Genomic DNA, 24,994 nt, shown 5'->3' on the forward strand with positions numbered 1-24,994 from the left:
GGCGGACTCAGGAGGATTCGAACCTCCGACCGCTCGGTTCGTAGCCGAGTACTCTATCCAGCTGAGCTATGAGTCCGTAGGTGGTATTTTTTAGACCAGATTACCACTGGTTGATGAAGCTGCCTTGATCAACAAAACCGCCTCATTAAATGGCGGACTCAGGAGGATTCGAACCTCCGACCGCTCGGTTCGTAGCCGAGTACTCTATCCAGCTGAGCTATGAGTCCGTAGGTGGTATTTTTAGACCAGATTACCACTGGTTGATGAAGCTGCCTTGATTAACAAAACCGCCCCATTAAATGGCGGACTCAGGAGGATTCGAACCTCCGACCGCTCGGTTCGTAGCCGAGTACTCTATCCAGCTGAGCTATGAGTCCGTGTCTTGCCGCGCATTATAGTTCGCTGAATCGTTTTGCCAAGCACTTTTTCGTTTATTTTCAACGACTTAAGTGATTCGGCCAATTACAGCGCCCTACACGAAAAATGGCGGTGAAGGGGGGATTCGAACCCCCGATACCCTTATGAGGTATACTCCCTTAGCAGGGGAGCGCCTTCGGCCACTCGGCCACCTCACCGCAACACGGGGCGTATAATAACCAGACCCCTCCCCGTTTGCAAACCCTTTTTTGAAAAAAAATCGAGAAAAATTAAAGGGTTGGTTCTTCGTCCTTCTCTTTCTTGATCCGCAGGTAGATTTCCTCACGGTGAACGGCCACTTCCTTGGGCGCGCTCACACCGATACGCACCTGGTTGCCTTTGACCCCCAGGACCGTGACGGTGATTTCGCCGTCACCAATGATCAGGCTCTCGGCGCACCGACGAGTCAGAATCAACATAGCTTTCTCCTCAAGCAATTCAATCAGGGACAACAGTCTGTAGTAGGCTGGGCCGGCCATACATGGCACAAAACCCGGGTAAGCCACTGCACGAGGCAGGACAGGCGCCTGCGCAGAAGCCAGAAACGCGAAGGGCGCGGCAAGCCGCGCCCCTCCAGGCAGCGAGTTACTCGCTCTGTCGGGCAGGAGCGTCGAGTTCGAACGCGGTATGCAGCGCGCGAACAGCAAGCTCCAGGTACTTCTCTTCGATGACCACCGACACCTTGATTTCGGAGGTGGAGATCATCTGGATGTTGATGCTCTCCTTGGCCAGGGCTTCGAACATGCGGCTGGCAACACCTGCGTGGGAGCGCATGCCGACACCGACGATGGAAACCTTGGCGATGTTGGTGTCACCGATCACTTCACGCGCACCGATCTCGCGAGCGGTGTTTTCCAACACGCTGTGCGCCTTCTCGTATTCGTTGCGGTGTACGGTGAAGGTGAAGTCGGTGGTGTTATCGTGCGAGACGTTCTGCACGATCATGTCGACTTCGATATTCGCCGCGCTGATCGGGCCGAGGATCTTGAAGGCAACGCCCGGGGTATCCGGTACGCCACGAATGGTCAGCTTGGCCTCATCACGGTTGAAGGCGATACCGGAAATGATCGGCTGTTCCATGGATTCCTCTTCATCGATGGTAATGAGGGTACCCGGACCCTCCTTGAAGCTGTGCAGCACGCGCAGCGGGACGTTGTACTTGCCGGCGAACTCCACCGAACGGATCTGCAGCACCTTGGAGCCGAGGCTGGCCATTTCCAGCATCTCCTCGAAGGTGATCTTTTCCAGGCGCTGTGCCTGGGGCACTACCCGTGGGTCGGTGGTGTAGACGCCATCGACATCGGTGTAGATCTGGCATTCGTCGGCCTTGAGCGCCGCCGCCAGTGCCACACCGGTGGTGTCGGAGCCACCACGCCCGAGGGTGGTGATATTGCCGTGCTCGTCGACCCCCTGGAAGCCTGCCACCACAACCACGCGGCCGGCCTTGAGGTCGGCGCGGATCTTCTGGTCGTCGATCTGCAGGATACGCGCCTTGTTGTGCGCGCTGTCGGTGAGGATCCGCACCTGGTTGCCGGTGTAGGATACCGCCGGCACGCCACGCTTGATCAGGGCCATGGCCAGCAAGGCGATGGTCACCTGCTCGCCGGTCGAGACGATCACATCCAGCTCGCGTGGAACCGGCTTGTCGGTGATCTGCTTGGCCAAGTCGATCAGGCGATTGGTTTCTCCGCTCATGGCCGACAGCACCACCACCAGGTCGGTGCCTTGTTCGCGGAATTGCTTGACCTTGTCGGCAACCTGCTCGATCCGCTCGATGGAACCGACAGAGGTACCGCCAAATTTCTGTACGATCAACGCCATTTCAAAGGTGCCTCAGCCCTCAAGGGCCCCAAAAAACAATCCAACATGAAGGGGCAGCGACTAGACTGCTGCCCCTTCATCTCAAAGTCCCTGCTCGGCGAACGGCACGGCCAGGGCCAGGGCCTTGTCCAGCGCAGCGACGTCGACGCCACCACCCTGGGCCATGTCCGGGCGACCACCGCCCTTGCCGCCCACCGTAGCAGCGGCTTGCTTCATCAGATCGCCAGCCTTGAGTTGGCTGGAGAGGTCCTTGGTCACGCCGGCCACCAGCACGACCTTGCCCTCATGCTCGCTGCCCAGCAGGATCACTGCGTGGCCGAGCTTGTTCTTCAGCTGATCGACCAGGGCCAACAGAGCCTTGCCATCCTGACCATCCAGGCGTGCGGCAAGAACCTTGGCACCTTTGACCTCAACGGCCGCGTTGGAGAGATCGTCCCCGGCGGCGCTGGCGGCCTTGGCCTGCAGCTGCTCGAGCTGCTTTTCAAGCTGGCGGTTGCGCTCGAGCACAGCCGACAGCTTGTCGATCAGGTTGTCACGATTGCCCTTGACCAGCTGCGCGGCTTCCTTGACCTGCTCTTCGGCAGCGTTCAGGTAGGCCAACGCAGCGGCGCCGGTGACTGCTTCGATACGGCGCACGCCAGAGGCCACGCCGCCTTCGCTGATGATCTTGAACACGCTGATATCGCCGGTGCGCTTGGCATGGATACCACCGCACAGCTCCACCGAGAAATCGCCGCCCATGCTCAGCACGCGCACGGTATCACCGTACTTCTCGCCGAACAGGGCTGTGGCGCCCTTGCGCTTGGCGGTTTCGATATCGGTGATTTCGGTCTGCACCGCGGTGTTCTTGCGCACTTCGCGGTTGACGATCTCTTCCAAGGCCTTGATCTGCGCAGGCGTCACCGCCTCGAAATGGCTGAAGTCGAAACGCAGGCGCTGGCTGTCGACCAGCGAGCCCTTCTGCTGTACGTGCTCGCCCAGCACCTGGCGCAGCGCTTCGTGCAGCAGGTGAGTGGCGGAGTGGTTCAGCGAGGTGGCGTGCTGCACATCGGCATCGACGTGGGCCTCGATCTGCGCACCTACGCTCAGCGCACCGCTGGCGACCACGCCGTGGTGCAGGAAGGCACCACCGGTCTTGGTGGTGTCGCGCACGTCGAAACGCACGGCGCCAGCCTGCAGGTAACCGGTATCACCGACCTGGCCGCCGGACTCGGCATAGAATGGGGTGCGGTCCAGGACCACGACGCCCTGCTCGCCTTCGCCCAGTTGCTCGACGGCCTGGCCGTCCTTATACAGGGCAACGACCTTGCCCTGCCCTTCGGTGGCGCTGTAGCCGAGGAACTCGGTGGCTACATCGACCTTGACCAGGCTGTTGTAGTCCATGCCGAAGGCGCTGGCGGAACGGGCACGCTCGCGCTGGGCCTCCATCTCGCGCTCGAAGCCGGCTTCGTCGATGGTCAGCTCGCGCTCACGGGCGATATCGGCGGTCAGGTCCATCGGGAAACCGTAGGTGTCGTACAGTTTGAACACCACGTCACCCGGCACTACATCGCCCTTGAGCTGGGCCAGGTCCTGCTCGAGGATGCGCAGGCCCTGCTCGAGGGTCTTGGCGAACTGCTCTTCCTCGGTCTTGAGCACGCGCTCGATGTGCGCCTGTTGGGCCTTGAGTTCCGGGAAGGCTTCACCCATCTCGGCCACCAGGGCAGCGACGATCTGGTAGAAGAAGCTGCCCTTGGCGCCCAGCTTGTTACCGTGGCGGCAGGCACGACGAATGATGCGACGCAGCACGTAGCCACGGCCTTCGTTGGACGGCAGCACGCCGTCGGCGATCAGGAAGCCGCAGGAACGGATGTGGTCGGCGACGACCTTCAGCGAAGGTTGGTCGTCATTGCTGCAGCCGATGGCCTTGGCCGCAGCCGACAGCAGGTTGCGGAACAGGTCGATCTCGTAGTTCGAATGCACGTGCTGCATGACCGCACTGATGCGTTCCAGGCCCATGCCGGTGTCCACCGACGGCGCCGGCAGCGGGTGCAGGACGCCATCTGCGGTGCGGTTAAACTGCATGAAGACGTTGTTCCAGATCTCGATGTAGCGGTCGCCGTCTTCTTCCGGCGAGCCGGGTGGGCCGCCCCAGATGTCCGCGCCGTGGTCGTAGAAGATCTCGGTGCAAGGGCCGCAGGGGCCGGTGTCGCCCATGGTCCAGAAGTTGTCGGACGCGTACGGGGCGCCTTTGTTGTCGCCGATGCGCACCATGCGCTCGGCCGGCACGCCGATTTCCTTGGTCCAGATGTCGTAGGCTTCGTCGTCACTGGCATAGACGGTGACCCAGAGCTTTTCCTTCGGCAGGTTCAGCCATTTGTCGGAGGTCAGGAAGGTCCAGGCGAAGGTGATCGCGTCGCGCTTGAAATAGTCGCCGAAGCTGAAGTTGCCCAGCATTTCGAAGAAGGTGTGATGGCGCGCGGTATAGCCGACGTTTTCCAGGTCGTTGTGCTTGCCGCCGGCGCGTACGCACTTCTGGCTGCTGACAGCCCGGGTGTAGGCGCGCTTTTCCTGGCCGAGGAAGCAGTCCTTGAACTGGTTCATGCCGGCATTGGTAAACAGCAGGGTCGGGTCATTGCCCGGGATCAGGGAGCTGGAGGCGACTCGAGTGTGCCCCTGCTCCTCGAAGAAGCGAAGGAAGGCTTCACGGATTTCTGCGCTTTTCATTAGGTTCTTCCACGGAAACGGCGGCCGTTACGGCAAACACGTCGAATCGACGAAACGACGGCAAAGGGCCGCATTATATCGGTCCTGCTGGCTCGGTGCAGTGGGTTTGTGCGACAGAAATCGTCGTTTGGACGGATTTTCGGGTCGACGCGAGCAAAAGCATGACCGGGATGCTAAAGCCAGCCTTTCGCTACTGGCAAGCGCATTACCGCCCCGGGCACAAGAAAATGGCGCCAGGGGGATCAAAAAGGCCTTTATGGGCGTATTGGGATCCAAAATACTCATTAGACGGCAAGCCGCCCTCACCTTTGCGGGAGCGGCGGCCCGACTTGCCCCGCGATCAAAGGCGAAGCCCTGCCAGGTGATGTGATATCGGGCCCGACCCATTCGCGGGACAAGCCCGCGCCTACAGGCTCAGCCCAGACGTTGCCCGGAGTCCGGCACGATCAGGATCCCAGCCCGTAATCCATTCCTGACCTTGGGGTTGGGGAAGATGATACGCGCGCCCTCCTCCTCGACGATCCAGCGCATCTCGGCCAGATCCTCGGCCAGCAGGTAGCCTTTGCTCAGCTCGGAGAAGTTCTCGATATCCGCCGGCAGGTGCAGGTGGAAGCTGTCGCTGTGCTTGATGATTTCCCGGGCAACGCTGAACAGTTGCAGGCCATCGAGGTTGTTGTCCCCCTCTGGCTCGGTCCCTTCGATGATCTGCACCAGGCGCGTCTGCAGGCGGTCGAGATTCACCTGCTGGTTCTGCCCGAACGGCCGTGCCTTGCCCAGCTCCAGGGTGAAGGCCTCGGCCTCCAGCTGCTCGTAGGTGAAGGCACTGAAAGTGATCGACGACTTGCTTTGCAGCAACACCGCCTCCATGCCGGCGGCGCGCAAGCGCGCCAGCTCATGCCGGGAATGCTGACGCCCTTCCTTATAAGGGTACAGAGCGAACTGTTCGATCTTCGAGCCACGGATCGCCGTGTGCAGGTCGTAGTGCAGGCGGGTGCGTCCAGGCAGGCTGAAGAACACCCGGGCGAACTGTTCCAGCTCCGCCGCGCGCAAGGCCTCGGCGCCACTGGAAAGCTCGTGGCGGCCATTGAACAGGCGGTTGATGTCCTGCTCGACGAAACGCTCGCCCTTGCGGATGGCCTCAGGGTTGCCGAACAGGAACAGGACCCGCGCACGGGGCTTGATCTCGCCTCGCGCCACGCCGTGCAACAGTTCGTCAAGCAATTCGATGGGCGCAGTCTCGTTGCCGTGAATGCCTGCCGAGAGCAGCAGGTCCAACCCAGTGTCCTTGCCCTCGGGCGGGCGTACCTCGAGGGCGCCCTCGCCCAGCCAGCGCAAACGCACGCCGCCAACGGTCACTTGCGTCTTCTCGGCCGGTTCATGGTCGGCCAGGGTCAGGTCAAGCAGTTTTCCGAGGGCGAGCATAGGGCGTTTCCTTAGTGATGGTGACCGCAATCCGGACCATGCACGTGGTCGTCGTCACCGACTTCGGCAGGTTCCATTTCCAGTTGCAGGCTGACCAGGTTGGTGGCCATGGGACGCAGCAGTAAGTTGGCGTATTCGGTATCACCATCCTCGACGTCGACACCGATCAACAGCTGGCCGCGGCCGTCCTGCTGGATCCATACCTCCTTGCCTTGCCAGACCACCGCAAAGCGGGTGCAGGAGGTTTCCAGCTGGGTGCCGTCATTGTCTTCAAGGATCAGCCGCAGGGCATCGGACATTACAAGTTCTCTCTTCAAGGTTGGCGTTGGAACGGATAGACCGAGCCCAGCTTCAGGATCCGGGTCAGTTCATCCAGGGCCGTACGGCATTCGTCCAGCAGCTGCGGGTCGGCCAGGTCCGCCTCGCCCAGGCGATCGCGGTAGTGCTTGTCGACCCACTGGACCAAGGTGTCGTACAGCGGCGGGGTCATGATAACGCCTTGGTTGACCGCCGCCAGCTCATTGTCCTTCAAAGCCACGCGCAACCGCAGGCAGGCCGGGCCGCCACCGTTCTGCATGCTCTGCTTGAGGTCGAACACCTTGACCTCCTTGACCGGGCCGCCCTGGCTGGTCAATTGTCCCAGGTAGGACCAGACGCGCTCGTTGTTGCGGCACTCCTCCGGCACCACCAGCAGCATGGAGCCGTCCTCGCGGCTGAGCAGCTGGCTGTTGAACAGGTAGGAGCGCACCGCGTCTTCCACCGTCACCGCCACGCGAGGCACACGGATCGCCTGGAAGTTACCGCCCTTGCTGGCCAGTTTAGCCTGCAACTGGCCAAGCACCGCGTCGGTCTCGAGGAAGGCATCCTCGTGGTAGAACAGCACTTCACCGTTGCCCACCGAGATCACGTCGTTGTGGAACACGCCTTGGTCGATCACCGCCGGGTTCTGTTGAGCGTAGACCACACCGTCGTCAGCGAGCCCGTGCAAGCGCGCCACCGCCTGGGAGGCCTCGAGGGTCTGGCGTGCCGGATACTTCTGCGGCGCAGGGTAGCGGCTGTCGAAGGCGCTGCGGCCATAGACGAAGAATTCCACCCCAGGCTCGCCATAGGTGCGACAGAACCGCGTGTGGTTGGCCGCGCCTTCGTCACCGAACTGGGCCACCGCCGGCAGGGCTTCGTGATGAGCGAAATGCCTTTCGTCCGCGAACATGGCACCCAGCACACGGCTGGTGGTCGGGTGCTCGATACTGCGGTGGTACTTGCAGTTGAGGTTGGCGGCGGTGAAATGCACCCGGCCATCAGCGGTGTCGGCGCTCGGGCTGACCGTGGCGGCGTTGGCCACCCACATGCTCGAAGCCGAGCAACTGGCTACCAGCAGCGGCATGGCGTCCTTGGCGGCGCGACGGATCACTTCGGCATCGCTGCCGGTAAAGCCCAGGCGACGCAGAGCGGCCACATCCGGGCGCTCCTGCGGCGCCAGCACGCCCTGCTTGAAGCCCATGTCGGCCAAGGCTTTCATTTTTGCCAGGCCTTGACGCGCCGCCTCACGCGGGTTGGACTGCTGCTGGCTGTTGCTCTGCGAAGCCACGTTGCCGTAGGACAGGCCGCCGTAGTTGTGGGTCGGCCCCACCAGGCCATCAAAATTCACTTCGTAGGATTTCATCGGCAAGGCTCCGAGACCTGTTGTTATAGGGTGACGCCCGGCGTCAGGGTCGCCGGCAGGGTGAGGCTGGCGGTTTCCAGCGAGGCCACCGGGTAGGCGCAGTAGTCGGCAGCGTAGTAAGCGCTGGCGCGATGGTTGCCGCTGGCGCCCACGCCGCCGAACGGCGCACTGCTCGCGGCGCCGGTCAACTGCTTGTTCCAGTTGACGATGCCCGCGCGACTGCGCAGCCAGAAATACTGGTAGCGCGCACGCGAGTCCGACAGCAGCCCGGCGGCCAGGCCGTACTGGGTATTGTTGGCCTCATCGATGGCCGCCTCGAAATCGGCGTAGCGGATCACCTGCAGCAGCGGGCCGAAGAACTCTTCGTCCGGGCGCTCGCCCACGGCGGTCACGTCGAGGATGCCCGGGGTCAGCAAGGCGGCGTCGGCCTGGGGCTGGGTCATCTCCAGCAGCGCCACGGCGCCCTTGCCCACCAGCTCGGCCTGGGCGGCCATGAGCGCGCGGGCGGCCTGCAGGGAGATCACCGACCCCATGAAGGGCGCCGGCTGCTGGTCGAACGCGCCGACACTGATGCTGCGGCTGACCTCGACCAGGCGCTGGATCAGCGCGTCACCCCAGGCACCTTGCGGCACCAGCAGGCGGCGGGCGCAGGTGCAGCGCTGGCCTGCGGAAATGAACGCCGACTGAACGATGGTGTAGACCGCCGCATCCACGTCCTGGACTTCGTCCACCACCAGCGGGTTGTTGCCGCCCATCTCCAGCGCCAGGATCTTGTCCGGGCGCCCGGCGAACTGCTGGTGCAGCAGGTTGCCGGTACGGCTGGAGCCGGTGAAGAACAGACCATCGATTCCCGGGTTCGCGGTCAGGGCCACCCCCGTCTCGCGGCCACCCTGGACCAGGTTCAGCACACCGGCCGGCAGCCCGGCCTCGATCCAGCACTTGACGGTCAGCTCAGCCACCTTGGGGGTCAGCTCGCTGGGCTTGAATACCACACAGTTACCCGCTAGCAGCGCCGGCACGATATGCCCGTTGGGCAGGTGCCCCGGGAAGTTGTAAGGGCCGAACACGGCCACCACGCCATGGGGCTTGTGTCGCAGCACGGCAGTGGCGTCGGCCAGCGGCCCGCTCTTTTCGCCGGTGCGCTCGCGGTAGCTTTGCACCGAGATGGCTACCTTGTTGACCATGCTGGTGACTTCGGTGGCCGATTCCCACAAGGGCTTGCCGGTTTCCTCACCAATGCAATGGGCCAGTGCGTCCGCATTGGCCTTGAGCTTGTCGGCGAAGGCTTCCAGCACGCTGATACGCGTATCCAGGCTCAGTTGCGCCCAGGCCGGGAACGCCTGGCGCGCCGCCTGCACGGCGGCCTGCACCTGCGCCTCGTCGGCGCCCAGCCCCTCCCAGACCACGGCCTGGGTGACGGGATTGAGCGATTGCAGAGCCTGGCCCTGCCCGGCCTGCCATTGGCCGGCGATGTAATGGGTCGTCATTTACTGGGCCTCCCGGCTGGCGGACAGCGGCACGGCGCGCACATTGTCGCCGGCGCCCAGGCGCAGGCGCTTGGCGGTCTGGGGGTCGACCACCAGGGTGCCAGCTGCCAGGCGCGCAGGTGCGGCGGTGATGCGGCAGTCCTCGCGCTTGCGGTTATGGATGAGATAAGGGGTGGCGTCATCGCCCGGCGTGCCAACGGCCAGCACCAGGGTCTGACTTTCACGCACGGCACGGATCTTCGAGGTTTCGCATTCGATGGCAGGGCCTGCGTCGAAAATGTCGACGTAGCCCTGGTAGCTGAAGCCTTCGCGCTTGAGCATGGCCAGGGCAGGCTCGGTATCGGTGTGCACTCGGCCGATGACGTTGCGCGCGGCCTCCGACAGGAAGCAGGTGTACAACGGGAACTTGGGCATCAGTTCGGCAATGAACGACTTGTTGCCCACACCGGTCAGGTAGTCGGCCTGGCTGAATTCCATCTTGAAGAAATGTCGCCCCAGGCTCTCCCAGAACGGTGAACGGCCATGTTCGTCGGACATGCCGCGCATCTCGGCGATGATCTTGTTGCCGAACAGTTCCGGGAATTCGGCGATGAACAGCATACGCGCCTTGGACAGCAGGCGGCCGTTGAGGCCGGTGCGGTAGTCACTGCGCAGGAACAGCGAGCACAGCTCGGAGTTGCCGGTCAGGTCGTTGGCCAGGAACAAAGTGGGGATCTCGCGGTAGATCTTGAGCTCCTGGGAAGCGCTGACGGTCAGGCCGACGCGGTAGTTGTACCAGGGCTCGCGCAGGCCGACGGCGCCGGCGATGGCGCAGATGCCGACCACCAGGCCTTCGTCGTTCTCCAATACGAACAGGTAGTCGGTGTCGGCACGCTCGGCTTCGCCACGGAAGCTCTTCTCGGCCCAGCCGACCCGGTGCCCGAGGCGGTCCTCGTTGGCCGGCAAGGTGGTCAGGCCGGTGCCGGTGCTGCGTGCCAATTCGATCAGCGCGGGTAGGTCGCTGCTGCGTACGGGACGAACGATCATGCTATCTCCTTGTGCGGCGGCCTGTGCCTGCCGCGAATCTCTCGATACCGCCCCGAGGGGCTCAGGCGGCGACCAGGCGCACGCTGCCACCTTCACCGACACCCAGGGCATCGGCGGCTTCACGCGTCAGGCTGACCGGCTTGCCTGGCACCCAGTCCAGCTCCAGCAATACCGCGCGGTAGTCCTGCAACTGGCCGTTGCACACCAGGTAGGCGCGCCCACCCTTGATCGGGCTGTCGTCGAGCTTGACCGGCACCACCCGGCTCTGGGCGATCGAGCGAATGCCCGAGGTGCGTGCGTGCAGGGTCGGGCCACCGTCGAAGATGTCGATGTAGTGCTCGGTCTCGAAGCCTTCGCGCATGAGGATGTCGAAGGTGATCTGCGCCCGCGGGTGGACCTGGCCCATGGCTTCCTGGGCTTCGTCCGCCAACAACGGCACGTAGATCGGGTAGTGAGGCATCAGCTCGGCGAGGAAGGTACGGCTCTTCAGGCCGCACAGACGCTCGGCGTCGGCATAGTTGAGGTCGAAGAAGTTGCGGCCGATGGCATCCCAGAACGGCGACTCGCCCTGCTCGTCGCTGTAGCCGACGATCTCGGTGACCACCGAATCGGCGAAACGCTCGGGATGCGAGGCCATGAACAGCAGGCGGCCACGGGAATTGAGCTCAGCCCAGCTGCTGTTCACCAGCTCCGGCAGGACATAGAAGCTGGTCAGCAGGCTGTTGCCGGTCAGGTCGTGACACAGCGACAACACATGGATCTTGTTGTGGATCTTCAGCTCGCGCGAGGCGTGCACGAAGGTCTCATTGCGAAAGCTGTAGAACGGCTCGGAATAGCCTGCCGAGGCGACGATCGCCGAGCAGCCGGCGAGCTTGCCGGTCTCACTGTCTTCGAGCACGAAGAAATAGCTTTCCTCGCCGTTGAAGCTCACTTCGGCGGCGAAGGACGTTTCCGAGGCGGCGATCTTATCGCCCAGGCGACCGGCGTCGTCCGGCAGCGAGGTGACACCAATGGGGCTGTCGGCAGCCATGCGCTGCACTTCGTTCAGGTCCGCCATTTGCGCGGGGCGCATCACCAGCATGGTGTCACTCCTTTGGGAAAACAGGCCGACAGGTCGGCACGGAAAAACGACGGGCGCGCTGTCTCGTTGCAACACGGGCGCCCGCACTGGAATTCTGGTATCGCCGCCCCTGGCCAAGGTCAGGCGCGGCGAAGGGACCGCAGGGCTGTCAGCCCTGGGTCAGCTTGGCCACGGCGCGCTCGAAGCGCGCCAGGCCTTCGTCGATGTCGGCATCCTCGACCACCAGGCTCGGAGCGAAGCGCACCACGTCCGGGCCGGCCTGCAGGACCATCACGCCCTCTTTCTCGGCGGCATTGAGAATGTCCTTGGCCTTGCCTTTCCAGGCGTCGCCGAGCACGCAGCCGATCAGCAGGCCGACGCCACGAACCTGGGTGAACAGGCCGGACTGCTGGCCGATCTTCTCCAGGCGGGCCTTGAAGCGCTCATGCTTGGCCTTGATGCCCGCGAGGGTTTCCGGGGTGTTGACCACATCCAGCACCGCACAGGCCACGGCGCAGGCCAGCGGGTTGCCGCCATAGGTGGTGCCGTGGGTACCGACGGCCAGGTGCTTGGCAAGGTCGGTGGTGGTCAGCATGGCGCCGATCGGGAAGCCGCCGCCCAGGCTCTTGGCGCTGGTCAGGATGTCCGGCGTAACGCCGTAGTGCTGATAGGCGTACAGCGAACCGGTACGGCCAACACCGGTCTGCACTTCGTCGAAGATCAGCAGGGCGTTGTGTGTGTCGCACAGCTTGCGAGCGCCTTCCAGGTAGGCTTTGTCGGCCGGTACTACACCGCTCTCGCCCTGGATCGGCTCGATCACCACAGCGCAGGTCTTGTCGGAGATCTGTGCCTTGAGCGCTTCCAGGTCGTTGTACGGCACGTGGCTGATGCCGGTGATCTTCGGGCCAAAGCCGTCGGAATACTTGGGCTGGCCACCAACGCTGACGGTGAACAGGGTGCGACCGTGGAAACTGTTCACGGTGGCGATGATTTCGTGCTTCTCGGGGCCGAAGCGGTCGTGGGCGACGCGACGGGCCAGCTTGAAGGCAGCCTCGTTGGCCTCGGCGCCGGAGTTGCAGAAGAAAGCGCGCTCGGCGAAGGTCGCGTCCACCAGTTTGTGGGCCAGGCGCAGGGCCGGCTCGTTGGTGAAGACGTTGGATACGTGCCAGAGGGTATTGGCCTGTTCGGTCAGGGCCTTGACCAGCGCAGGGTGGCAATGGCCCAGGGCGTTGACCGCGATACCGCCGGCAAAGTCGATCAGCTCGCGACCGGACTGGTCCCAGACGCGGGAGCCCTCGCCTCGCACAGGAATGAAGGCCGCCGGAGAATAGTTGGGAACCATGACCTGGTCGAAATCGGCACGTTGCACCGGGGCTTGCTCAACGGACATCTGAGTCTCCTGAAGAGGAACGCTGGCCTGGAAGTGGCGAGCGATGAGGGGATTGTAAGGACTGATCGACGCCTGTCCTTGCTGCCAGGCGACAACTTGTTACAGCGCTAAACCTTGTTTTACAGAGGTTTTCGGCAATGCGACAAACACTGTCGCAATCGCGCAGTGTACGGGAGAGAGGGGGATGGGTGAACGGGTGTTCACGGGGAATTGCAGGTGGTGGGTGTAGGATGGAGGGCGTTGCTGTTGCGATCTTCGCCCAAGCGCCAAACCCAAGGCATACACTCCAGGCCACCCTCCCTTCAGCCTTTCTCCGCCGGCGCCGAACTCAACTCGAACGGGCTGCTGCTGCGTCGCTGGTTGCGGTCTTCTCGTGGCGTTGCGCCAAAGAAGTTACGGTAGGCGCTGGAGAAGTGCGGCCCTGAGGAGAACCCGCACGACAACCCGATCTGGATGATCGACTTGCTGGTCTGCATCAACATCTGCCGCGCCTTGTTCAAGCGCAGCTCCAGGTAGTACTGGCTCGGTACGCGATTGAGGTATTGCTTGAAGATCCGCTCCAACTGGCGGCGGGACACGCAGACATGCTGGGCGATCTCGTCGGTGGTCAGCGGCTCTTCGATGTTCGCCTCCATCAACAGCACCGCCTGAGTCAGCTTCGGATGGCTGGAGCCCAGGCGATTCTGCAGCGGAATACGCTGGCGCTCGCCCCCCTCGCGAATACGCTCGACCACAAGCTCTTCAGACACTGCCCCAGCCAGCTCCGCCCCGTGATCACGGGCCAGCACCGCCAACAGCAGATCGGTCACGGCCATGCCACCACACGCGGTCAGGCGGTCACGATCCCAGTCGAACAAGTGGCTGGTGGCGATGACCTTGGGGAAGCGCTCAGCGAAGTCATCCTGCCAACGCCAGTGCACCGCCGCCCGGTAACCATCCAGCAGGCCCAGCGCCGCCAACGGATACACCCCGGCGGACAATCCGCCGATCATGCAGCCACTGCGCGCCAGATGCTTGAGCGCAGCGGACAACGCCGCTCCCATGGCCGAGGGCGGCTCGTCCGCCAGCAGAAACAACTTGTGACAGCCTTCCAGGCGGCCATTCCACGGCTCGCCAGGCAAGCGCCAGTCACCGTCCGGGCCGGCATCGGCCTGAAGGAAGGTCAATTCGTAGACCACATCCGGGTGAACCCGCTGGGCCACCCGCAACACTTCCTCGGCCAACGCCAGGGTCAGCGGCCGAGTGCTCGGCCAGATGAGAAATCCGATTCGCTGGGTGGTCATAGGGCGTGGTCCGAAACCTGGGGTCGTTCGAGTCTGTGGCGCCGGGTCAAGCTGCGCCTCGCAGCGCAGCATGCCCTATTCTGGTGCAAAGGTGCAGCCTTTACTTCAGGCTGCCGGAGAGAAACTGCTTGAGTCGCTCCGATTGCGGATTGACCAGCACTTCGCGCGGATTGCCGCGCTCTTCCACCAGGCCCTTGTGCAGGAATACCAACTGGTTGGACACCTCGCGGGCAAAGCCCATCTCATGGGTTACCACGACCATGGTCCGGCCTTCCTGAGCCAGCGACTGCATGACCTTGAGCACATCGCCGACCAGCTCCGGGTCCAGGGCCGAAGTCGGCTCGTCGAACAGCATCACCTCAGGCTCCATGGCCAGGGCACGGGCGATCGCCACGCGCTGCTGCTCGCCACCGGACATGTGCCCTGGGAAGGCATCCTTGCGGTGAGCCACACCGACCTTGTTCAGGTAGTGCTCGGCCTTTTCCAGCGCCTCCTTCCTGCTCACGCCCAGCACATGTACCGGTGCCTCGATCACGTTCTCCAACGCGGTCATGTGCGACCACAGGTTGAAGTGCTGGAACACCATCGACAGGCGCGAACGCATGCGTTGCAGCTGCTTGGGGTCGGCGGCCTTCAGCGCACCGTCTTTGCCGGCCACCAGCTTGAGCTCTTCGTTGTTGAGCAGGATCTTGCCGGCATGCGGCTGCTCGAGCAGGTTGATGCAGCGCAGGAAGGTCGACTTGCCCGAACCACTGGAGCCGATGATGCTGATCACATCGCCCGCCTTGGCTTCGAGCGAGACGCCCTTGAGCACCTCATGACTGCCGTAGCGCTTGTGCAGGTCTTGGACTTGGAGTTTGTACATGCTGTCGGTTCTCACAGAGCGTTCAGTGCTTGCGCGGCGCCAGGTAGCTGAGCCAGCGGCGTTCGGCCATCTTGAACAGGCGCACGAGGATGAAGGTCAGGCACAGGTAGAACACGCCCGCCGTGATGTAGGCCTCGAAAGGCAGGTAGTACTGGGCATTGACGGTACGCGCCGCGCCCGTGATGTCGATCAGGGTAACGATCGACGCAAGGCTGGTGGTCTGCAGCATCATGATCACTTCGTTGCTGTACTGCGGCAACGCCCGGCGCAGGGCCGAGGGCAACAGGATGCGCCGGTACATCTTCATGCGCGACATGCCCATCGCCTTGGCCGCTTCGATCTCGCCGTGGGGCGTCGCCCGCAGGCTACCGGCGATGATCTCGGCAGTGTAGGCACTGGTGTTCACCGCAAAGGCCAGGCAGGCGCAGAAGGTCGCACTGGACAGCCAAGGCCAGAACATACTTTCACGCACGGCCTCGAACTGGGCCAGGCCGTAGTAGATCAGGAACAGCTGCACCAACATCGGTGTGCCACGGATGACGTACGTATAAAGCCACGCGAGCAGGTTCACCACCGGCTGCTTGGACACGCGCATCAGGCCCAGCGGGATGGCCGCCAGCAGGCCGAAGAGCAGCGACAGCGTCAGCAGCTTCAAGGTGGTCAGCAGCCCGCCCAGGTACAGCGGCATGGCCTCCCAGATGACGTTGTAGTCGAAGATCATAGTTCAGCCGCCTTTACGCCCACCGAATAGCGTCGTTCGAGGTACTTCAGGGCCACCAGCGAGACGCTGGTGAGCACCAGGTACAAGGCCGCCACCGCCAGAAAGAAGGTGAAAGGCTCGCGGGTGGCGTCGGCCGCCTGCTTGGCCTTGAACATCATGTCCTGCAGGCCGACCACCGAAATCAGCGCCGTGGCCTTGGTCAGTACCAGCCAGTTGTTGGTGAAACCAGGGATCGCCAGGCGAATCATCTGCGGCACCATGATGCGGAAGAACACCTGCCGGCTGCTCATGCCATAGGCCACGCCCGCCTCGGCCTGGCCCTTGGGAATACCCAGGAAGGCACCCCGGAAGGTTTCCGAGAGGTAAGCACCAAAGATGAAGCCCAGGGTGCCGACACCCGCCACGAACGGGTTCAAATCGATGTAGTCTTCGTAGCCGACCAGCGGCGCGACGCGGTTGATCACATCCTGGCCGCCATAGAAGATCAGCAGGATCAGCACCAGATCAGGAATGCCACGGATCACCGTGGCATACATATCGCCCAGCCAGGCCAGCCAGCGCACTGGCGACAAGCGCAGCGCCACGCCGATCAGGCCGAGCACGATGGCCAGGGCCATCGACGACAGGGCGAGCTGCAGCGTCAGCCACGCCCCGTCGAGGATGACTGCCCCGTAGCCTTTCAACATGATTGGGATTCCTCGGGACTTGGAATGAAAAATGGTGCAAACCTCAGAGCCTCTGCTGTTTGCACCATTGCACAGGTGAAACCCGACGTCTTACTGAGCTTCAGGCCCGTAGATGTCGAAGTTGAAGTACTTGTCCTGGATCTGCTTGTACTTGCCGTTGGCACGAATCGCATCGATCGCGGCATTGATGCGCTCGCGATTGGCGTTGTCGCCCTTGCGCACAGCGATGCCGACGCCATCACCGAAGTACTTCACATCGGTGAACGATGGGCCCACGAAGGCAAAGCCCTTGCCGGCGTCGGTCTTGAGGAAGCCGTCTTCGAGCAGGGTCGCGTCGGCCACGGTGCCATCCAGACGACCGGCGGCGACATCCAGGTAGATTTCGTTCTGGGTGCCGTAAGGCACGACGGTGGCCCCCTTCGGCGCCAGGACTTCCTTGGCGAAGCGGTCGTGGATCGAACCGCGCTGCACGCCAATCTTCTTGCCCTTGAGCTCAGCCAGGCTTTCGCTGACGGTGGTGCCTTCCTTCATGACCAGGCGTGCCGGGGTCAGGTAGTAGCGCTTGGTGAAGTCGACCGACTTCTTGCGGTCGTCGGTGATCGACATGGACGACAGAATGGCGTCGATCTTGCGCACCTTCAGCGCCGGGATCAGGCCGTCGAACTCCTGCTCGACCCAGGTGCACTTGGCTTTCATCTCTTCGCACAGGGCGTTGCCGATGTCGTAGTCGAAGCCGGCGATGCTGCCGTCAGGTTGCTTGAAGGCGAAGGGTGGATAGGCGGCCTCGATACCGATCTTCAACGGTTTTTCATCGGCCTGCGATACCAGGGAAAACACAGACAGCGCCAGGGCGCCAAGCAGTGCGAGCTTCTTCATCAGGTAACTCCATCGGTACAGGGCAATACAAGGCAGTTGTAACGGCTGCCCGACATGCGAATGGGTACAACGCGAGCCGCGCAGGGTTCGACCAAGGTCGCAGACCACGAGCGAGTGAGTGGCATTTTAGCGACAGCCCCGTGGTCGATATTTCTTCAAAGCGACAACTAGTTACAGAAGCGCCTGAAACCGCGGCGGGCGATATTGACAGCTCCAGCGAAATATGCAAGAGCAAAAGAAAAATAACCTATAAGCCAAGCAATAAGTGGACCTATTATTGGCAAAGCCTTGTATTCCGGCAAGTCCAGCGTGGCGGGATGCAAAAAATCCTACAGCTTCGCACTGAAATAGCACATGAATGTTTCGGCTCGCCCCGCTTCTGTGCGAAACGGGTGACAGGAAAGGTTACCGATGCAAGTCGGGTAACAGCATTCAAGTAAAGCAAAAACCCCTCCGGTTGCCCGGCGGGGTTCAAGGGAGAACTTGGATTGCCTTGCGGGCCCAATCGCGGAACACGCGCTCCCACAGGATACGAATGTGGGGGTTTGCCCCGCGATCAAGGCGCCCAGCGGCCTCGATTCAGGCCGATGCCAGGCTCATCGCCTTGTGGGTATCGATCAGGTGCTGCACCACTCCAGGATCGGCCAGGGTCGAGATATCCCCCAGCGCATCGTATTCCCCGGTAGCGATCTTGCGCAGGATACGCCGCATGATCTTGCCCGAACGGGTCTTCGGCAGCCCGGGTGCCCACTGGATGACATCCGGCGAAGCGATCGGGCCGATCTCCTTGCGCACCCAGTTCTTCAGCTCCAGGCGCAACGCCTCGCTCGGCTCCACGCCAGCATTGAGGGTGACATAGACATAGATGCCCTGCCCCTTGATGTCGTGCGGCACACCCACCACCGCCGCCTCGGCGACCTTGGCATGGGCCACCATGGCACTCTCGATCTCAGCGGTGCCCATGCGGTGGCCAGACACGTTGAGCACGTCGTCGACACGACCGGTGATCCAGTAGTAGCCATCCTCGTCACGACGGGCGCCGTCACCGGTGAAGTACATGCCACGGAAGGTCTTGAAGTACGTGTCGACGAAGCGGTCATGGTCGCCGTACAGCGAGCGCGACTGGCCCGGCCAGGAATCCAGGATCACCAGGTTGCCTTCGGCCGCACCCTCGATCAGGTTGCCCAGGTTGTCCACCAGCGCCGGTACCACACCAAAGAACGGGCGCGTTGCCGAGCCTGGCTTGAGGCCCGTAGCCCCTGGCAGCGGGCTGATCAGGATGCCGCCGGTTTCGGTCTGCCACCAGGTATCGACGATCGGGCAGCGCGCCTTGCCCACGGTCTGGTAGTACCAATTCCAGGCCTCGGGGTTGATCGGCTCGCCCACCGAACCCAACAGACGCAGGCTGGAGCCGTCGGCACCTTCGACTGCGGCCTGCCCTTCGGCCATCATGGCGCGGATGGCGGTCGGTGCGGTGTAGAGGATATTGACCTGGTGCTTGTCGATGATCTTCGACACACGAGTGATGTCCGGATAGTTCGGCACACCTTCGAACAAGAGCGTGGTGGCGCCGTTGGCCAGCGGGCCGTAGACGATGTAGCTGTGGCCGGTGACCCAGCCCACATCGGCGGTGCACCAGTAGACTTCGCCAGGGCGGTAGTCGAATACGCGCTCGTGGGTCAGCGCGGCATAGACCAGGTAGCCACCAGTGGTGTGCAGCACGCCCTTGGGCTTGCCGGTGGAACCAGAGGTATAAAGGATGAACAGCGGCTCCTCGGCACCCATTTCCTTCGGCGCGCAGTGGCTGGAGGCCACTTTCATCAGGTCTTCGTACCAGATGTCGCGATGCTGGTGCCAGGCGATGTCGCCACCGGTGCGCTTGCACACGATGATCTTCTGCACGCTGCTGGTTTCGGGGTTGGTCAGGGCCAGGTCGACGTTGGCCTTGAGCGGGGTACGACGGCCGCCGCGCACGCCTTCGTCGGCAGTGATCACCACCTTGGAGCGGCAGTCGATGATGCGCCCGGCCAGGGCCTCCGGCGAGAAGCCGCCGAACACCACCGAGTGGATCGCGCCGATGCGCGCGCAGGCCAGCATGGCCACCACGGCTTCCGGGATCATCGGCATGTAGATGGTCACCACATCGCCACGGTGCACATCCTGGCCACGCAGGGCGTTGGCGAACTTGCAGACTTGCTCGTGGAGTTCGCGGTAGGTGATGTTGCGGCTTTCGGAAGGGTCGTCGCCTTCCCAGATGATGGCGACTTGGTCGCCACGCTCTGCCAGGTGACGGTCCAGGCAGTTATAGGAAACGTTCAGAGTGCCATCAGCGAACCATTTGATATCGACATGATGATCGTCGAAGGAGGTCTGCTTGACCTTGGTGAAGGGCTTGATCCAGTCCAGGCGCTGAGCCTGCTCGCGCCAGAAGCCGTCCGGGTTGATCACCGACTGCTGGTACATGGCCTTGTAGGTGGCCTCGTCGGTCAGCGTCTTGGCTGCTACCTCGGGACGAACGGGATACAGTGGAGCCGCACTCATCTGTTTTACCTCGGTGTAATAGTTGTTTTTGTATGGAAACGTTTGTAACTGTACCAGAGCGTGAAAAACCATTCGACGTTGGTAGTAGCGAAACACGGCTTTTCCTACAAAACCTTACACAATGGCTCTAGTCCAAGGCCTACAGGGCAGGCGCACACAAATTCGAGCACGCGACCAAAGGGATTGTTACCGATTCTGTCAAAAGGCGAAAAAACTTTATCAAAACGCCATCTGTTTCCCTCCCCTGCCCCGCCCTAGAATTCACCACGCCACAACGGCAAGGCGATTAACTTCTGAAACAGCAGCCCCCACGAAGGCAAAGTTGATCCCTCTCTCAATGTGATAGTTGAAAACCCTGATGTACTCGCGGCGCCACAAGCGCCGCGTGCCCCCCTCACGACCTTAGACAGGTAAATTGAAAATGAAAGCGTTACTGGTATTGGTACTTGGCGGCCTTTGCAGCGCGGCGATGGCCGATGAAGTTGCAAAGGATGTCGAGCAGATTCCGGTTGAACAATACACTTACTCGCAGCACCTGGACATCGCCCGGGTTCTGTCCATGAGCGAAGTGCCCAACGTCTGCGAAGTTGTTCCAGCCCGCATGACCTATGAGGACTCGCAGGGCCAGAAGCACATTCTCGAATACCGCGTGATGGGGAACGGTTGTTCCAACGGCTGATTTTTCAATAGGGCCCCGCCGGGGCCCTTTCACGGCGAAAGAATATATCGATGATCCGCCTCTGGAATCGGCCTTACGCCGCGAAAGGGCTGCAACGCAACCTCATTTAAATACCCTTTGATTATTCCGCTGTTTTATTGAGCGCATAATCCCGCAACTTATTGGCGATCGTGGTATGTGAAACGCCAAGCCGCTTGCCTAACGCCCGACTACTGGGATATTCCGTCATCAACGACTCCAAGACGGCTTTTTCAAAACGCCCGACAATTTGCGCAAGATCCCCGTCCAACGAAAACTCACCCAAGGGTTGTCGCGCACCATAATCCGGCAATCGGATATGCTCCCCTTTCACCACCCCGCCCTCGCACAACGACACGGCTTGGAACAGCACGTTTTCCAGCTGGCGCACGTTGCCGGGCCAATGGTACTGGCTGAGCTTTTCCATCGCTGCCGGCGCCAGGCGCGGCAGCGGGCAGCCGATCTGCCGGCTAGCCTGGTCGAGAAAGTGCTGCACCAACCCTTCTAGGCCATCCATGCATTCGCGCAGGGGCGGGATGTGCAAGGACAGCACGTTGAGGCGGTGATAGAGGTCCTGGCGGAACTCACCGCGGGCACATAGTTCGGAGAGGTCGACCTGGGTGGCGCAGATGACCCGCACGTCCAGATAGACCTCTTCATCGCTGCCCACCCGCCGGAAACAACCATCCTGCAGGAAGCGCAGCAGCTTGACCTGCAGGCGCGGGCTCATTTCCCCCACACCATCGAGGAACAAGGTCCCGCCAGCAGTCAGCTCCAGCAACCCCAGCTTGCCCTCGGCGCGAGCACCTTCGAAGGCTCCCGGGCCATAGCCGAACAGCTCGGTCTCGGCCATCGACTCCGGCAGGCCGGCACAGTTGAGCGCCATCAATGGCGCTTGGCCACGAGGGCTTGCCAGGTGGCAGGCGCGAGCGAGCAGCTCCTTGCCGGTGCCGGTTTCGCCCTCGATCAGCAAGGGCGCGTCCAGCGGCGCCATGCGCCTGGCCTCGCGCACCACCGCGGCCATCACCCGCGAACTCTGGAAGATGCTGTCGAAGCCACGCAACTCTTGCTTGCGCACGTTGTAGATACGCTCGCCGATGCGGTCCGCCCGGTGCAGGGTCAGTACGGCCCCGGCCAACGCTTCGCTGTCGTCGTGCTCGGACTGCAGCGGCGCGATATCGGCCAGGAACACATCGCCCTTGACCTTGATGCGCAAGCCGTTGATCCGCGACTTGTTGGCCCGCACCAGCTCGGGCAGGTCAAAATCCTCGACGTAGCGGTCAAGCGGGATGCCCGGCACCTCGTCGACCCGCACGCCCAGCAACTGGGCGGCACTGCGGTTGGCGGCGACGATGCTGCCGCCCATGTCGATCGACAGCACCGGGAAATCCAGGGCACCGAGCAGCGCATTGAGCTCCATGTGCCGCCGCTCGCTGGGCATCAGGCCGACCCGCTTGACCCCGAACACGCCGGCGATCGATTCGAACTTCGGACGCAGCGCCTGGAACTGCAGGTTGATCAGGTTCGGGCAGTGCAGATAGATGGCATTGCCGTGGTCGCCGCCGACCTCCCCGCGCAAGACGTTGATGCCGTATTCCACCAACAGGTTGAGGATGTCCCGCAGGATGCCGATGCGGTTCTGGCAATGCACTTTGATACGCATGAAAAAGCCCCGAGGCACGCGTTTTTTTCAGCGGCCGATGGAAAAGTCGTAAAGATAAGCTGACAAAATCAACCTAGTCGCCAGCTCGATGTACGTGATTTTCCGGGACCCAGGCCTTTTTGTAAAATTATCGTTACATAAATCGCATATGAACCACCGCTCCTAGTACCTCGCACCCCGTGCAAATGCGCCAACATGGGGATATTCCTAGGGCATGTCCTGAACATAACAAGAAAGCCCTCACCAGGAGAGCCACATGAAACAGACGCAATACGTGGCACGCGAGCCCGATGCGCACGGTTTTATCGACTACCCGCAACAGGAACACGCGGTGTGGAACACCCTGATCACCCGTCAGCTGAAGGTGATCGAAGGTCGCGCCTGCCAGGAGTACCTGGACGGTATCGACCAGCTCAAGCTGCCCCACGACCGCATCCCCCAGCTCGGTGAGATCAACAAGGTGCTCGGCGCCACCACCGGTTGGCAGGTCGCCCGCGTCCCGGCCCTGATTCCGTTCCAGACCTTCTTCGAGCTGTTAGCCAGCAAGCGCTTCCCGGTAGCCACCTTCATCCGTACCCCGCAGGAACTGGACTACCTGCAAGAGCCGGACATCTTCCATGAGATCTTCGGCCATTGCCCGCTGCTGACCAACCCCTGGTTCGCCGAGTTCACCCATACCTACGGCAAGCTGGGCCTGGCGGCCACCAAGGAAGAACGCGTCTACCTGGCCCGCCTGTACTGGATGACCATCGAGTTTGGCCTGATGGAAACCCCTCAAGGCCGCAAGATCTATGGTGGCGGTATCCTGTCCTCGCCGAAGGAAACGGTCTACAGCCTGTCCGGCGAGCCCGAGCACCAGGCCTTCGACCCGATCGAAGCCATGCGCACGCCGTATCGCATCGACATCCTGCAGCCGCTCTACTTCGTCCTGCCCGACCTCAAGCGCCTATTCGACCTGGCCCACGAAGACATCATGGGCATGGTTCACCAGGCCATGAAACTGGGCTTGCATGCACCGAAGTTTCCACCCAAGGCGGCCGCCTGAGCCACCTTGCCGATAACAACTCAAAACGGAAAAAAGACACCCATGAATGCCTTGAACCAAGCCCATTGCGAAGCCTGCCGTGCCGACGCACCAAAAGTCTCCGACGAAGAACTGGCCGAACTGATCCGCGAGATCCCGGACTGGAACATCGAGGTCCGCGACGGCCACATGGAGCTGGAGCGCGTCTTCCTGTTCAAGAACTTCAAGCATGCCCTGGCGTTCACCAACGCCATCGGTGAAATCGCCGAAGCCGAAGGCCACCACCCAGGCCTGCTGACCGAATGGGGCAAGGTCACCGTCACCTGGTGGAGCCACTCGATCAAGGGCCTGCACCGCAACGATTTCATCATGTGCGCACGCACCGACGAAGTCGCCAAGACCGCCGAAGGGCGTAAGTGATGCATTTCGCGGCCATTGGCCGGGTTCCCGGCGACCCGATCCTCGGGCTGATGGAAGCCTATGCCCGTGACAGCAACCCGGCGAAGTTCGACTTGGGCGTAGGTGTATTCAAGGACGCCCAGGGCCTGACGCCGATCCCTGCAGCGGTCAAGCAAGCCGAACAGCGCCTGGTGGAGCAGCAAGCCACCAAGAGCTACGTCGGCGGCCATGGCGACGCGGCGTTCGGCCGCCTGGTCAGCGAGCTGGTACTGGGCAGTGCCTCGCCACTGCTCGCCAGCCAACGCGCCGGCGCCACCCAGACCCCCGGCGGCACCGGCGCCCTGCGCCTGGCGGCGGAATTCATCGCCCATTGCCTGCCCGGGCGTGGCATCTGGCTGAGCGACCCGACCTGGCCGATCCACGAGACCATTTTTGCCGGCGCCACGCTCAAAGTGTCCCACTACCCCTATGTGGGTGCGGACAACCGCCTGGACGTGGCGGGCATGCTGTCGGCCCTGGAACAGGCACCGGAAGGCGACGTGGTACTGCTGCACGCCTGCTGCCACAACCCCACCGGTTTCGACCTGGGCCAGGACGACTGGCGCGCCGTGCTCGAGGTGGTGCGCAAACGCAACCTGCTGCCGTTGATCGATTTTGCCTACCAAGGCTTCGGCGACGGCCTGGAGCAGGATGCCTGGGCGGTGCGCCTGTTCGCCGCCGAGCTGCCGGAACTGCTGATCACCAGCTCCTGTTCGAAGAACTTCGGCCTCTACCGCGACCGCACCGGCGCTTTGCTGGTGTGCAGCCATGATGCCGAGAAGCTGCAGGATGTGCGCAGCCAGCTGGCGCTGCTGGCCCGTAATCTGTGGTCCACACCGCCCGACCATGGCGCCTCGGTAGTGGCGCAGATCCTTGGCGACCCAGCCCTCAAGGCCCTGTGGGTCGGGGAAGTGGACGCCATGCGCCAGCGCATCGCCGAGCTGCGCCAGGGCCTGGTCAAGGCGCTGGAACCCCACGGCCTGGCCAAGCGCTTCGCCCACATCGCCGCGCAACGCGGGATGTTCTCCTACACCGGACTGAGCCCGGAGCAGGTACGCCTGTTGCGCGAGAAGCACAGCGTGTACATGGTCGGCACCGGTCGGGCGAACATCGCTGGCGCCGATGCGCAGCGCCTGGAGCAGTTGGCAGCGGCAATCGCCGACGTCTGCCAGTAGTCCTGCACTAGCCTGACCGACCTCATCGCGGGA

Annotated in this window: 21 protein-coding genes and 4 tRNA genes; 4 read left to right on the forward strand and 21 right to left on the reverse strand. The window is 62.4% G+C overall.

The genetic code is table 11. The annotated features are described in order from the left end of the window. Nucleotides 1–2: 2 nt before the first annotated feature. From IRZ56_RS14365 to acs, 20 genes are all read right to left on the reverse strand, one after another. Nucleotides 3–76, reverse strand: a tRNA-Arg gene (locus IRZ56_RS14365). Nucleotides 77–150: 74 nt separating this feature from the next. Next, a tRNA-Arg gene (locus IRZ56_RS14370) sits at nucleotides 151–227 on the reverse strand. A 73-nt stretch (nucleotides 228–300) separates the two neighbouring features. Beyond that, nucleotides 301–377 (reverse strand) — tRNA-Arg (locus IRZ56_RS14375). Nucleotides 378–484: 107 nt separating this feature from the next. Continuing rightward, a tRNA-Ser gene (locus tag IRZ56_RS14380) sits at nucleotides 485–575 on the reverse strand. Nucleotides 576–647: 72 nt separating this feature from the next. Then, the gene (gene csrA / locus IRZ56_RS14385) at nucleotides 648–836 is read right to left on the reverse strand and encodes a carbon storage regulator CsrA (RefSeq protein ID WP_043209419.1); all 189 of its coding nucleotides are present in this window, start codon (nucleotides 834–836) and stop codon (nucleotides 648–650) included. Between the two features lie 166 nt (nucleotides 837–1,002). Further along, nucleotides 1,003–2,238, reverse strand: coding sequence for an aspartate kinase (locus IRZ56_RS14390; RefSeq protein ID WP_196145531.1), 1,236 nt, complete (start codon nucleotides 2,236–2,238; stop codon nucleotides 1,003–1,005). Nucleotides 2,239–2,319: 81 nt separating this feature from the next. After that, the gene (gene alaS / locus IRZ56_RS14395; protein ID WP_196145532.1) at nucleotides 2,320–4,944 is read right to left on the reverse strand and encodes an alanine--tRNA ligase; all 2,625 of its coding nucleotides are present in this window, start codon (nucleotides 4,942–4,944) and stop codon (nucleotides 2,320–2,322) included. A 414-nt stretch (nucleotides 4,945–5,358) separates the two neighbouring features. Further along, entirely contained in the window at nucleotides 5,359–6,366 is a 1,008-nt protein-coding gene (gene astE, locus IRZ56_RS14400; protein WP_196145533.1) for a succinylglutamate desuccinylase, read from the reverse strand. 11 nt (nucleotides 6,367–6,377) lie between these two features. Then, on the reverse strand, nucleotides 6,378–6,665 hold the full coding sequence (locus IRZ56_RS14405) for a topoisomerase II (protein WP_196145534.1): 288 nt from the start codon (nucleotides 6,663–6,665) through the stop codon (nucleotides 6,378–6,380). Between the two features lie 14 nt (nucleotides 6,666–6,679). Then, complete coding sequence (gene astB, locus IRZ56_RS14410; RefSeq protein WP_196145535.1) at nucleotides 6,680–8,029, reverse strand: N-succinylarginine dihydrolase; 1,350 nt, start codon at nucleotides 8,027–8,029, stop codon at nucleotides 6,680–6,682. Between the two features lie 23 nt (nucleotides 8,030–8,052). Then, nucleotides 8,053–9,516: a succinylglutamate-semialdehyde dehydrogenase gene (astD, locus tag IRZ56_RS14415; RefSeq protein ID WP_196145536.1), complete on the reverse strand. Its 1,464-nt coding sequence runs from the start codon at nucleotides 9,514–9,516 to the stop codon at nucleotides 8,053–8,055. After that, complete coding sequence (gene astA / locus IRZ56_RS14420) at nucleotides 9,517–10,542, reverse strand: arginine N-succinyltransferase (protein ID WP_084858288.1); 1,026 nt, start codon at nucleotides 10,540–10,542, stop codon at nucleotides 9,517–9,519. 61 nt (nucleotides 10,543–10,603) lie between these two features. Beyond that, complete coding sequence (gene aruF / locus IRZ56_RS14425) at nucleotides 10,604–11,623, reverse strand: arginine/ornithine succinyltransferase subunit alpha (RefSeq protein ID WP_196145537.1); 1,020 nt, start codon at nucleotides 11,621–11,623, stop codon at nucleotides 10,604–10,606. 148 nt (nucleotides 11,624–11,771) lie between these two features. Then, entirely contained in the window at nucleotides 11,772–12,992 is a 1,221-nt protein-coding gene (locus IRZ56_RS14430; RefSeq protein WP_196145538.1) for an aspartate aminotransferase family protein, read from the reverse strand. 302 nt (nucleotides 12,993–13,294) lie between these two features. Further along, nucleotides 13,295–14,275: a transcriptional regulator ArgR gene (gene argR / locus IRZ56_RS14435; protein ID WP_196145539.1), complete on the reverse strand. Its 981-nt coding sequence runs from the start codon at nucleotides 14,273–14,275 to the stop codon at nucleotides 13,295–13,297. A gap of 100 nt (nucleotides 14,276–14,375) precedes the next feature. Further along, nucleotides 14,376–15,140: an ABC transporter ATP-binding protein gene (locus IRZ56_RS14440; protein ID WP_196145540.1), complete on the reverse strand. Its 765-nt coding sequence runs from the start codon at nucleotides 15,138–15,140 to the stop codon at nucleotides 14,376–14,378. Nucleotides 15,141–15,162: 22 nt separating this feature from the next. Continuing rightward, a complete protein-coding gene (locus IRZ56_RS14445) occupies nucleotides 15,163–15,861 on the reverse strand; it encodes an ABC transporter permease (RefSeq protein WP_196145541.1) in 699 nt (232 codons plus the stop codon). Beyond that, nucleotides 15,858–16,547, reverse strand: a complete 690-nt coding sequence (locus IRZ56_RS14450; RefSeq protein ID WP_196145542.1) for an ABC transporter permease — start codon at nucleotides 16,545–16,547, stop codon at nucleotides 15,858–15,860. Before IRZ56_RS14450 ends, IRZ56_RS14445 begins: the two co-directional genes overlap by 4 nt. 90 nt (nucleotides 16,548–16,637) lie before the next feature. Further along, a complete protein-coding gene (locus tag IRZ56_RS14455; protein ID WP_196145543.1) occupies nucleotides 16,638–17,423 on the reverse strand; it encodes an ABC transporter substrate-binding protein in 786 nt (261 codons plus the stop codon). Nucleotides 17,424–18,002: 579 nt separating this feature from the next. After that, a complete protein-coding gene (gene acs, locus IRZ56_RS14460) occupies nucleotides 18,003–19,964 on the reverse strand; it encodes an acetate--CoA ligase (RefSeq protein WP_196145544.1) in 1,962 nt (653 codons plus the stop codon). 421 nt (nucleotides 19,965–20,385) lie between these two features. On the opposite strand from acs, the gene IRZ56_RS14465 reads away from it, so the two are divergent. Next, a complete protein-coding gene (locus tag IRZ56_RS14465) occupies nucleotides 20,386–20,643 on the forward strand; it encodes a DUF2790 domain-containing protein (RefSeq protein WP_196145545.1) in 258 nt (85 codons plus the stop codon). A 121-nt stretch (nucleotides 20,644–20,764) separates the two neighbouring features. On the opposite strand, the gene IRZ56_RS14470 is transcribed toward IRZ56_RS14465, so the two are convergent. Further along, complete coding sequence (locus IRZ56_RS14470; protein WP_196145546.1) at nucleotides 20,765–22,324, reverse strand: sigma-54-dependent transcriptional regulator; 1,560 nt, start codon at nucleotides 22,322–22,324, stop codon at nucleotides 20,765–20,767. A gap of 256 nt (nucleotides 22,325–22,580) precedes the next feature. Here IRZ56_RS14470 and phhA point away from each other — a divergent pair, with 256 nt between their 5' ends. Genes phhA through IRZ56_RS14485 form a run of 3 tightly spaced genes read left to right on the forward strand, consistent with a single transcriptional unit; the run spans nucleotide 22,581 to nucleotide 24,961 of the window. Continuing rightward, nucleotides 22,581–23,369 carry a phenylalanine 4-monooxygenase gene (gene phhA / locus IRZ56_RS14475; RefSeq protein ID WP_196145547.1) on the forward strand — a complete coding sequence of 263 codons (789 nt, stop codon included), beginning with the start codon at nucleotides 22,581–22,583 and terminating at the stop codon, nucleotides 23,367–23,369. Nucleotides 23,370–23,411: 42 nt separating this feature from the next. Further along, nucleotides 23,412–23,768 (forward strand): 4a-hydroxytetrahydrobiopterin dehydratase, encoded by a 357-nt coding sequence (locus tag IRZ56_RS14480; protein WP_196145548.1) that lies wholly within the window; start codon nucleotides 23,412–23,414, stop codon nucleotides 23,766–23,768. Further along, entirely contained in the window at nucleotides 23,765–24,961 is a 1,197-nt protein-coding gene (locus IRZ56_RS14485) for an amino acid aminotransferase (RefSeq protein ID WP_196145549.1), read from the forward strand. Before IRZ56_RS14480 ends, IRZ56_RS14485 begins: the two co-directional genes overlap by 4 nt. Nucleotides 24,962–24,994: the final 33 nt, after the last annotated feature.

Origin of the sequence: Pseudomonas guariconensis (assembly GCF_015680235.1) — a bacterium.
GTDB lineage: Bacteria > Pseudomonadota > Gammaproteobacteria > Pseudomonadales > Pseudomonadaceae > Aquipseudomonas > Aquipseudomonas guariconensis_A.

Excerpts from the sequence above, each read along its gene's own strand:
- acs (WP_196145544.1), bottom strand. The coding sequence starts at position 19,964 with ATGAGTGCGGCTCCACTGTATCCCGTTCGTCCCGAGGTAGCAGCCAAG.
- IRZ56_RS14445 (WP_196145541.1), bottom strand. The coding sequence starts at position 15,861 with ATGATCTTCGACTACAACGTCATCTGGGAGGCCATGCCGCTGTACCTG.
- IRZ56_RS14455 (WP_196145543.1), bottom strand. The coding sequence starts at position 17,423 with ATGAAGAAGCTCGCACTGCTTGGCGCCCTGGCGCTGTCTGTGTTTTCC.
- astA (WP_084858288.1), bottom strand. The coding sequence starts at position 10,542 with ATGATCGTTCGTCCCGTACGCAGCAGCGACCTACCCGCGCTGATCGAA.
- IRZ56_RS14390 (WP_196145531.1), bottom strand. The coding sequence starts at position 2,238 with ATGGCGTTGATCGTACAGAAATTTGGCGGTACCTCTGTCGGTTCCATC.
- astE (WP_196145533.1), bottom strand. The coding sequence starts at position 6,366 with ATGCTCGCCCTCGGAAAACTGCTTGACCTGACCCTGGCCGACCATGAA.
- IRZ56_RS14405 (WP_196145534.1), bottom strand. The coding sequence starts at position 6,665 with ATGTCCGATGCCCTGCGGCTGATCCTTGAAGACAATGACGGCACCCAG.
- aruF (WP_196145537.1), bottom strand. The coding sequence starts at position 11,623 with ATGCTGGTGATGCGCCCCGCGCAAATGGCGGACCTGAACGAAGTGCAG.
- alaS (WP_196145532.1), bottom strand. The coding sequence starts at position 4,944 with ATGAAAAGCGCAGAAATCCGTGAAGCCTTCCTTCGCTTCTTCGAGGAG.
- csrA (WP_043209419.1), bottom strand. The coding sequence starts at position 836 with ATGTTGATTCTGACTCGTCGGTGCGCCGAGAGCCTGATCATTGGTGAC.
- IRZ56_RS14465 (WP_196145545.1), top strand. The coding sequence starts at position 20,386 with ATGAAAGCGTTACTGGTATTGGTACTTGGCGGCCTTTGCAGCGCGGCG.
- astD (WP_196145536.1), bottom strand. The coding sequence starts at position 9,516 with ATGACGACCCATTACATCGCCGGCCAATGGCAGGCCGGGCAGGGCCAG.
- astB (WP_196145535.1), bottom strand. The coding sequence starts at position 8,029 with ATGAAATCCTACGAAGTGAATTTTGATGGCCTGGTGGGGCCGACCCAC.
- IRZ56_RS14430 (WP_196145538.1), bottom strand. The coding sequence starts at position 12,992 with ATGTCCGTTGAGCAAGCCCCGGTGCAACGTGCCGATTTCGACCAGGTC.
- phhA (WP_196145547.1), top strand. The coding sequence starts at position 22,581 with ATGAAACAGACGCAATACGTGGCACGCGAGCCCGATGCGCACGGTTTT.
- IRZ56_RS14480 (WP_196145548.1), top strand. The coding sequence starts at position 23,412 with ATGAATGCCTTGAACCAAGCCCATTGCGAAGCCTGCCGTGCCGACGCA.
- IRZ56_RS14440 (WP_196145540.1), bottom strand. The coding sequence starts at position 15,140 with ATGTACAAACTCCAAGTCCAAGACCTGCACAAGCGCTACGGCAGTCAT.
- argR (WP_196145539.1), bottom strand. The coding sequence starts at position 14,275 with ATGACCACCCAGCGAATCGGATTTCTCATCTGGCCGAGCACTCGGCCG.
- IRZ56_RS14450 (WP_196145542.1), bottom strand. The coding sequence starts at position 16,547 with ATGTTGAAAGGCTACGGGGCAGTCATCCTCGACGGGGCGTGGCTGACG.
- IRZ56_RS14470 (WP_196145546.1), bottom strand. The coding sequence starts at position 22,324 with ATGCGTATCAAAGTGCATTGCCAGAACCGCATCGGCATCCTGCGGGAC.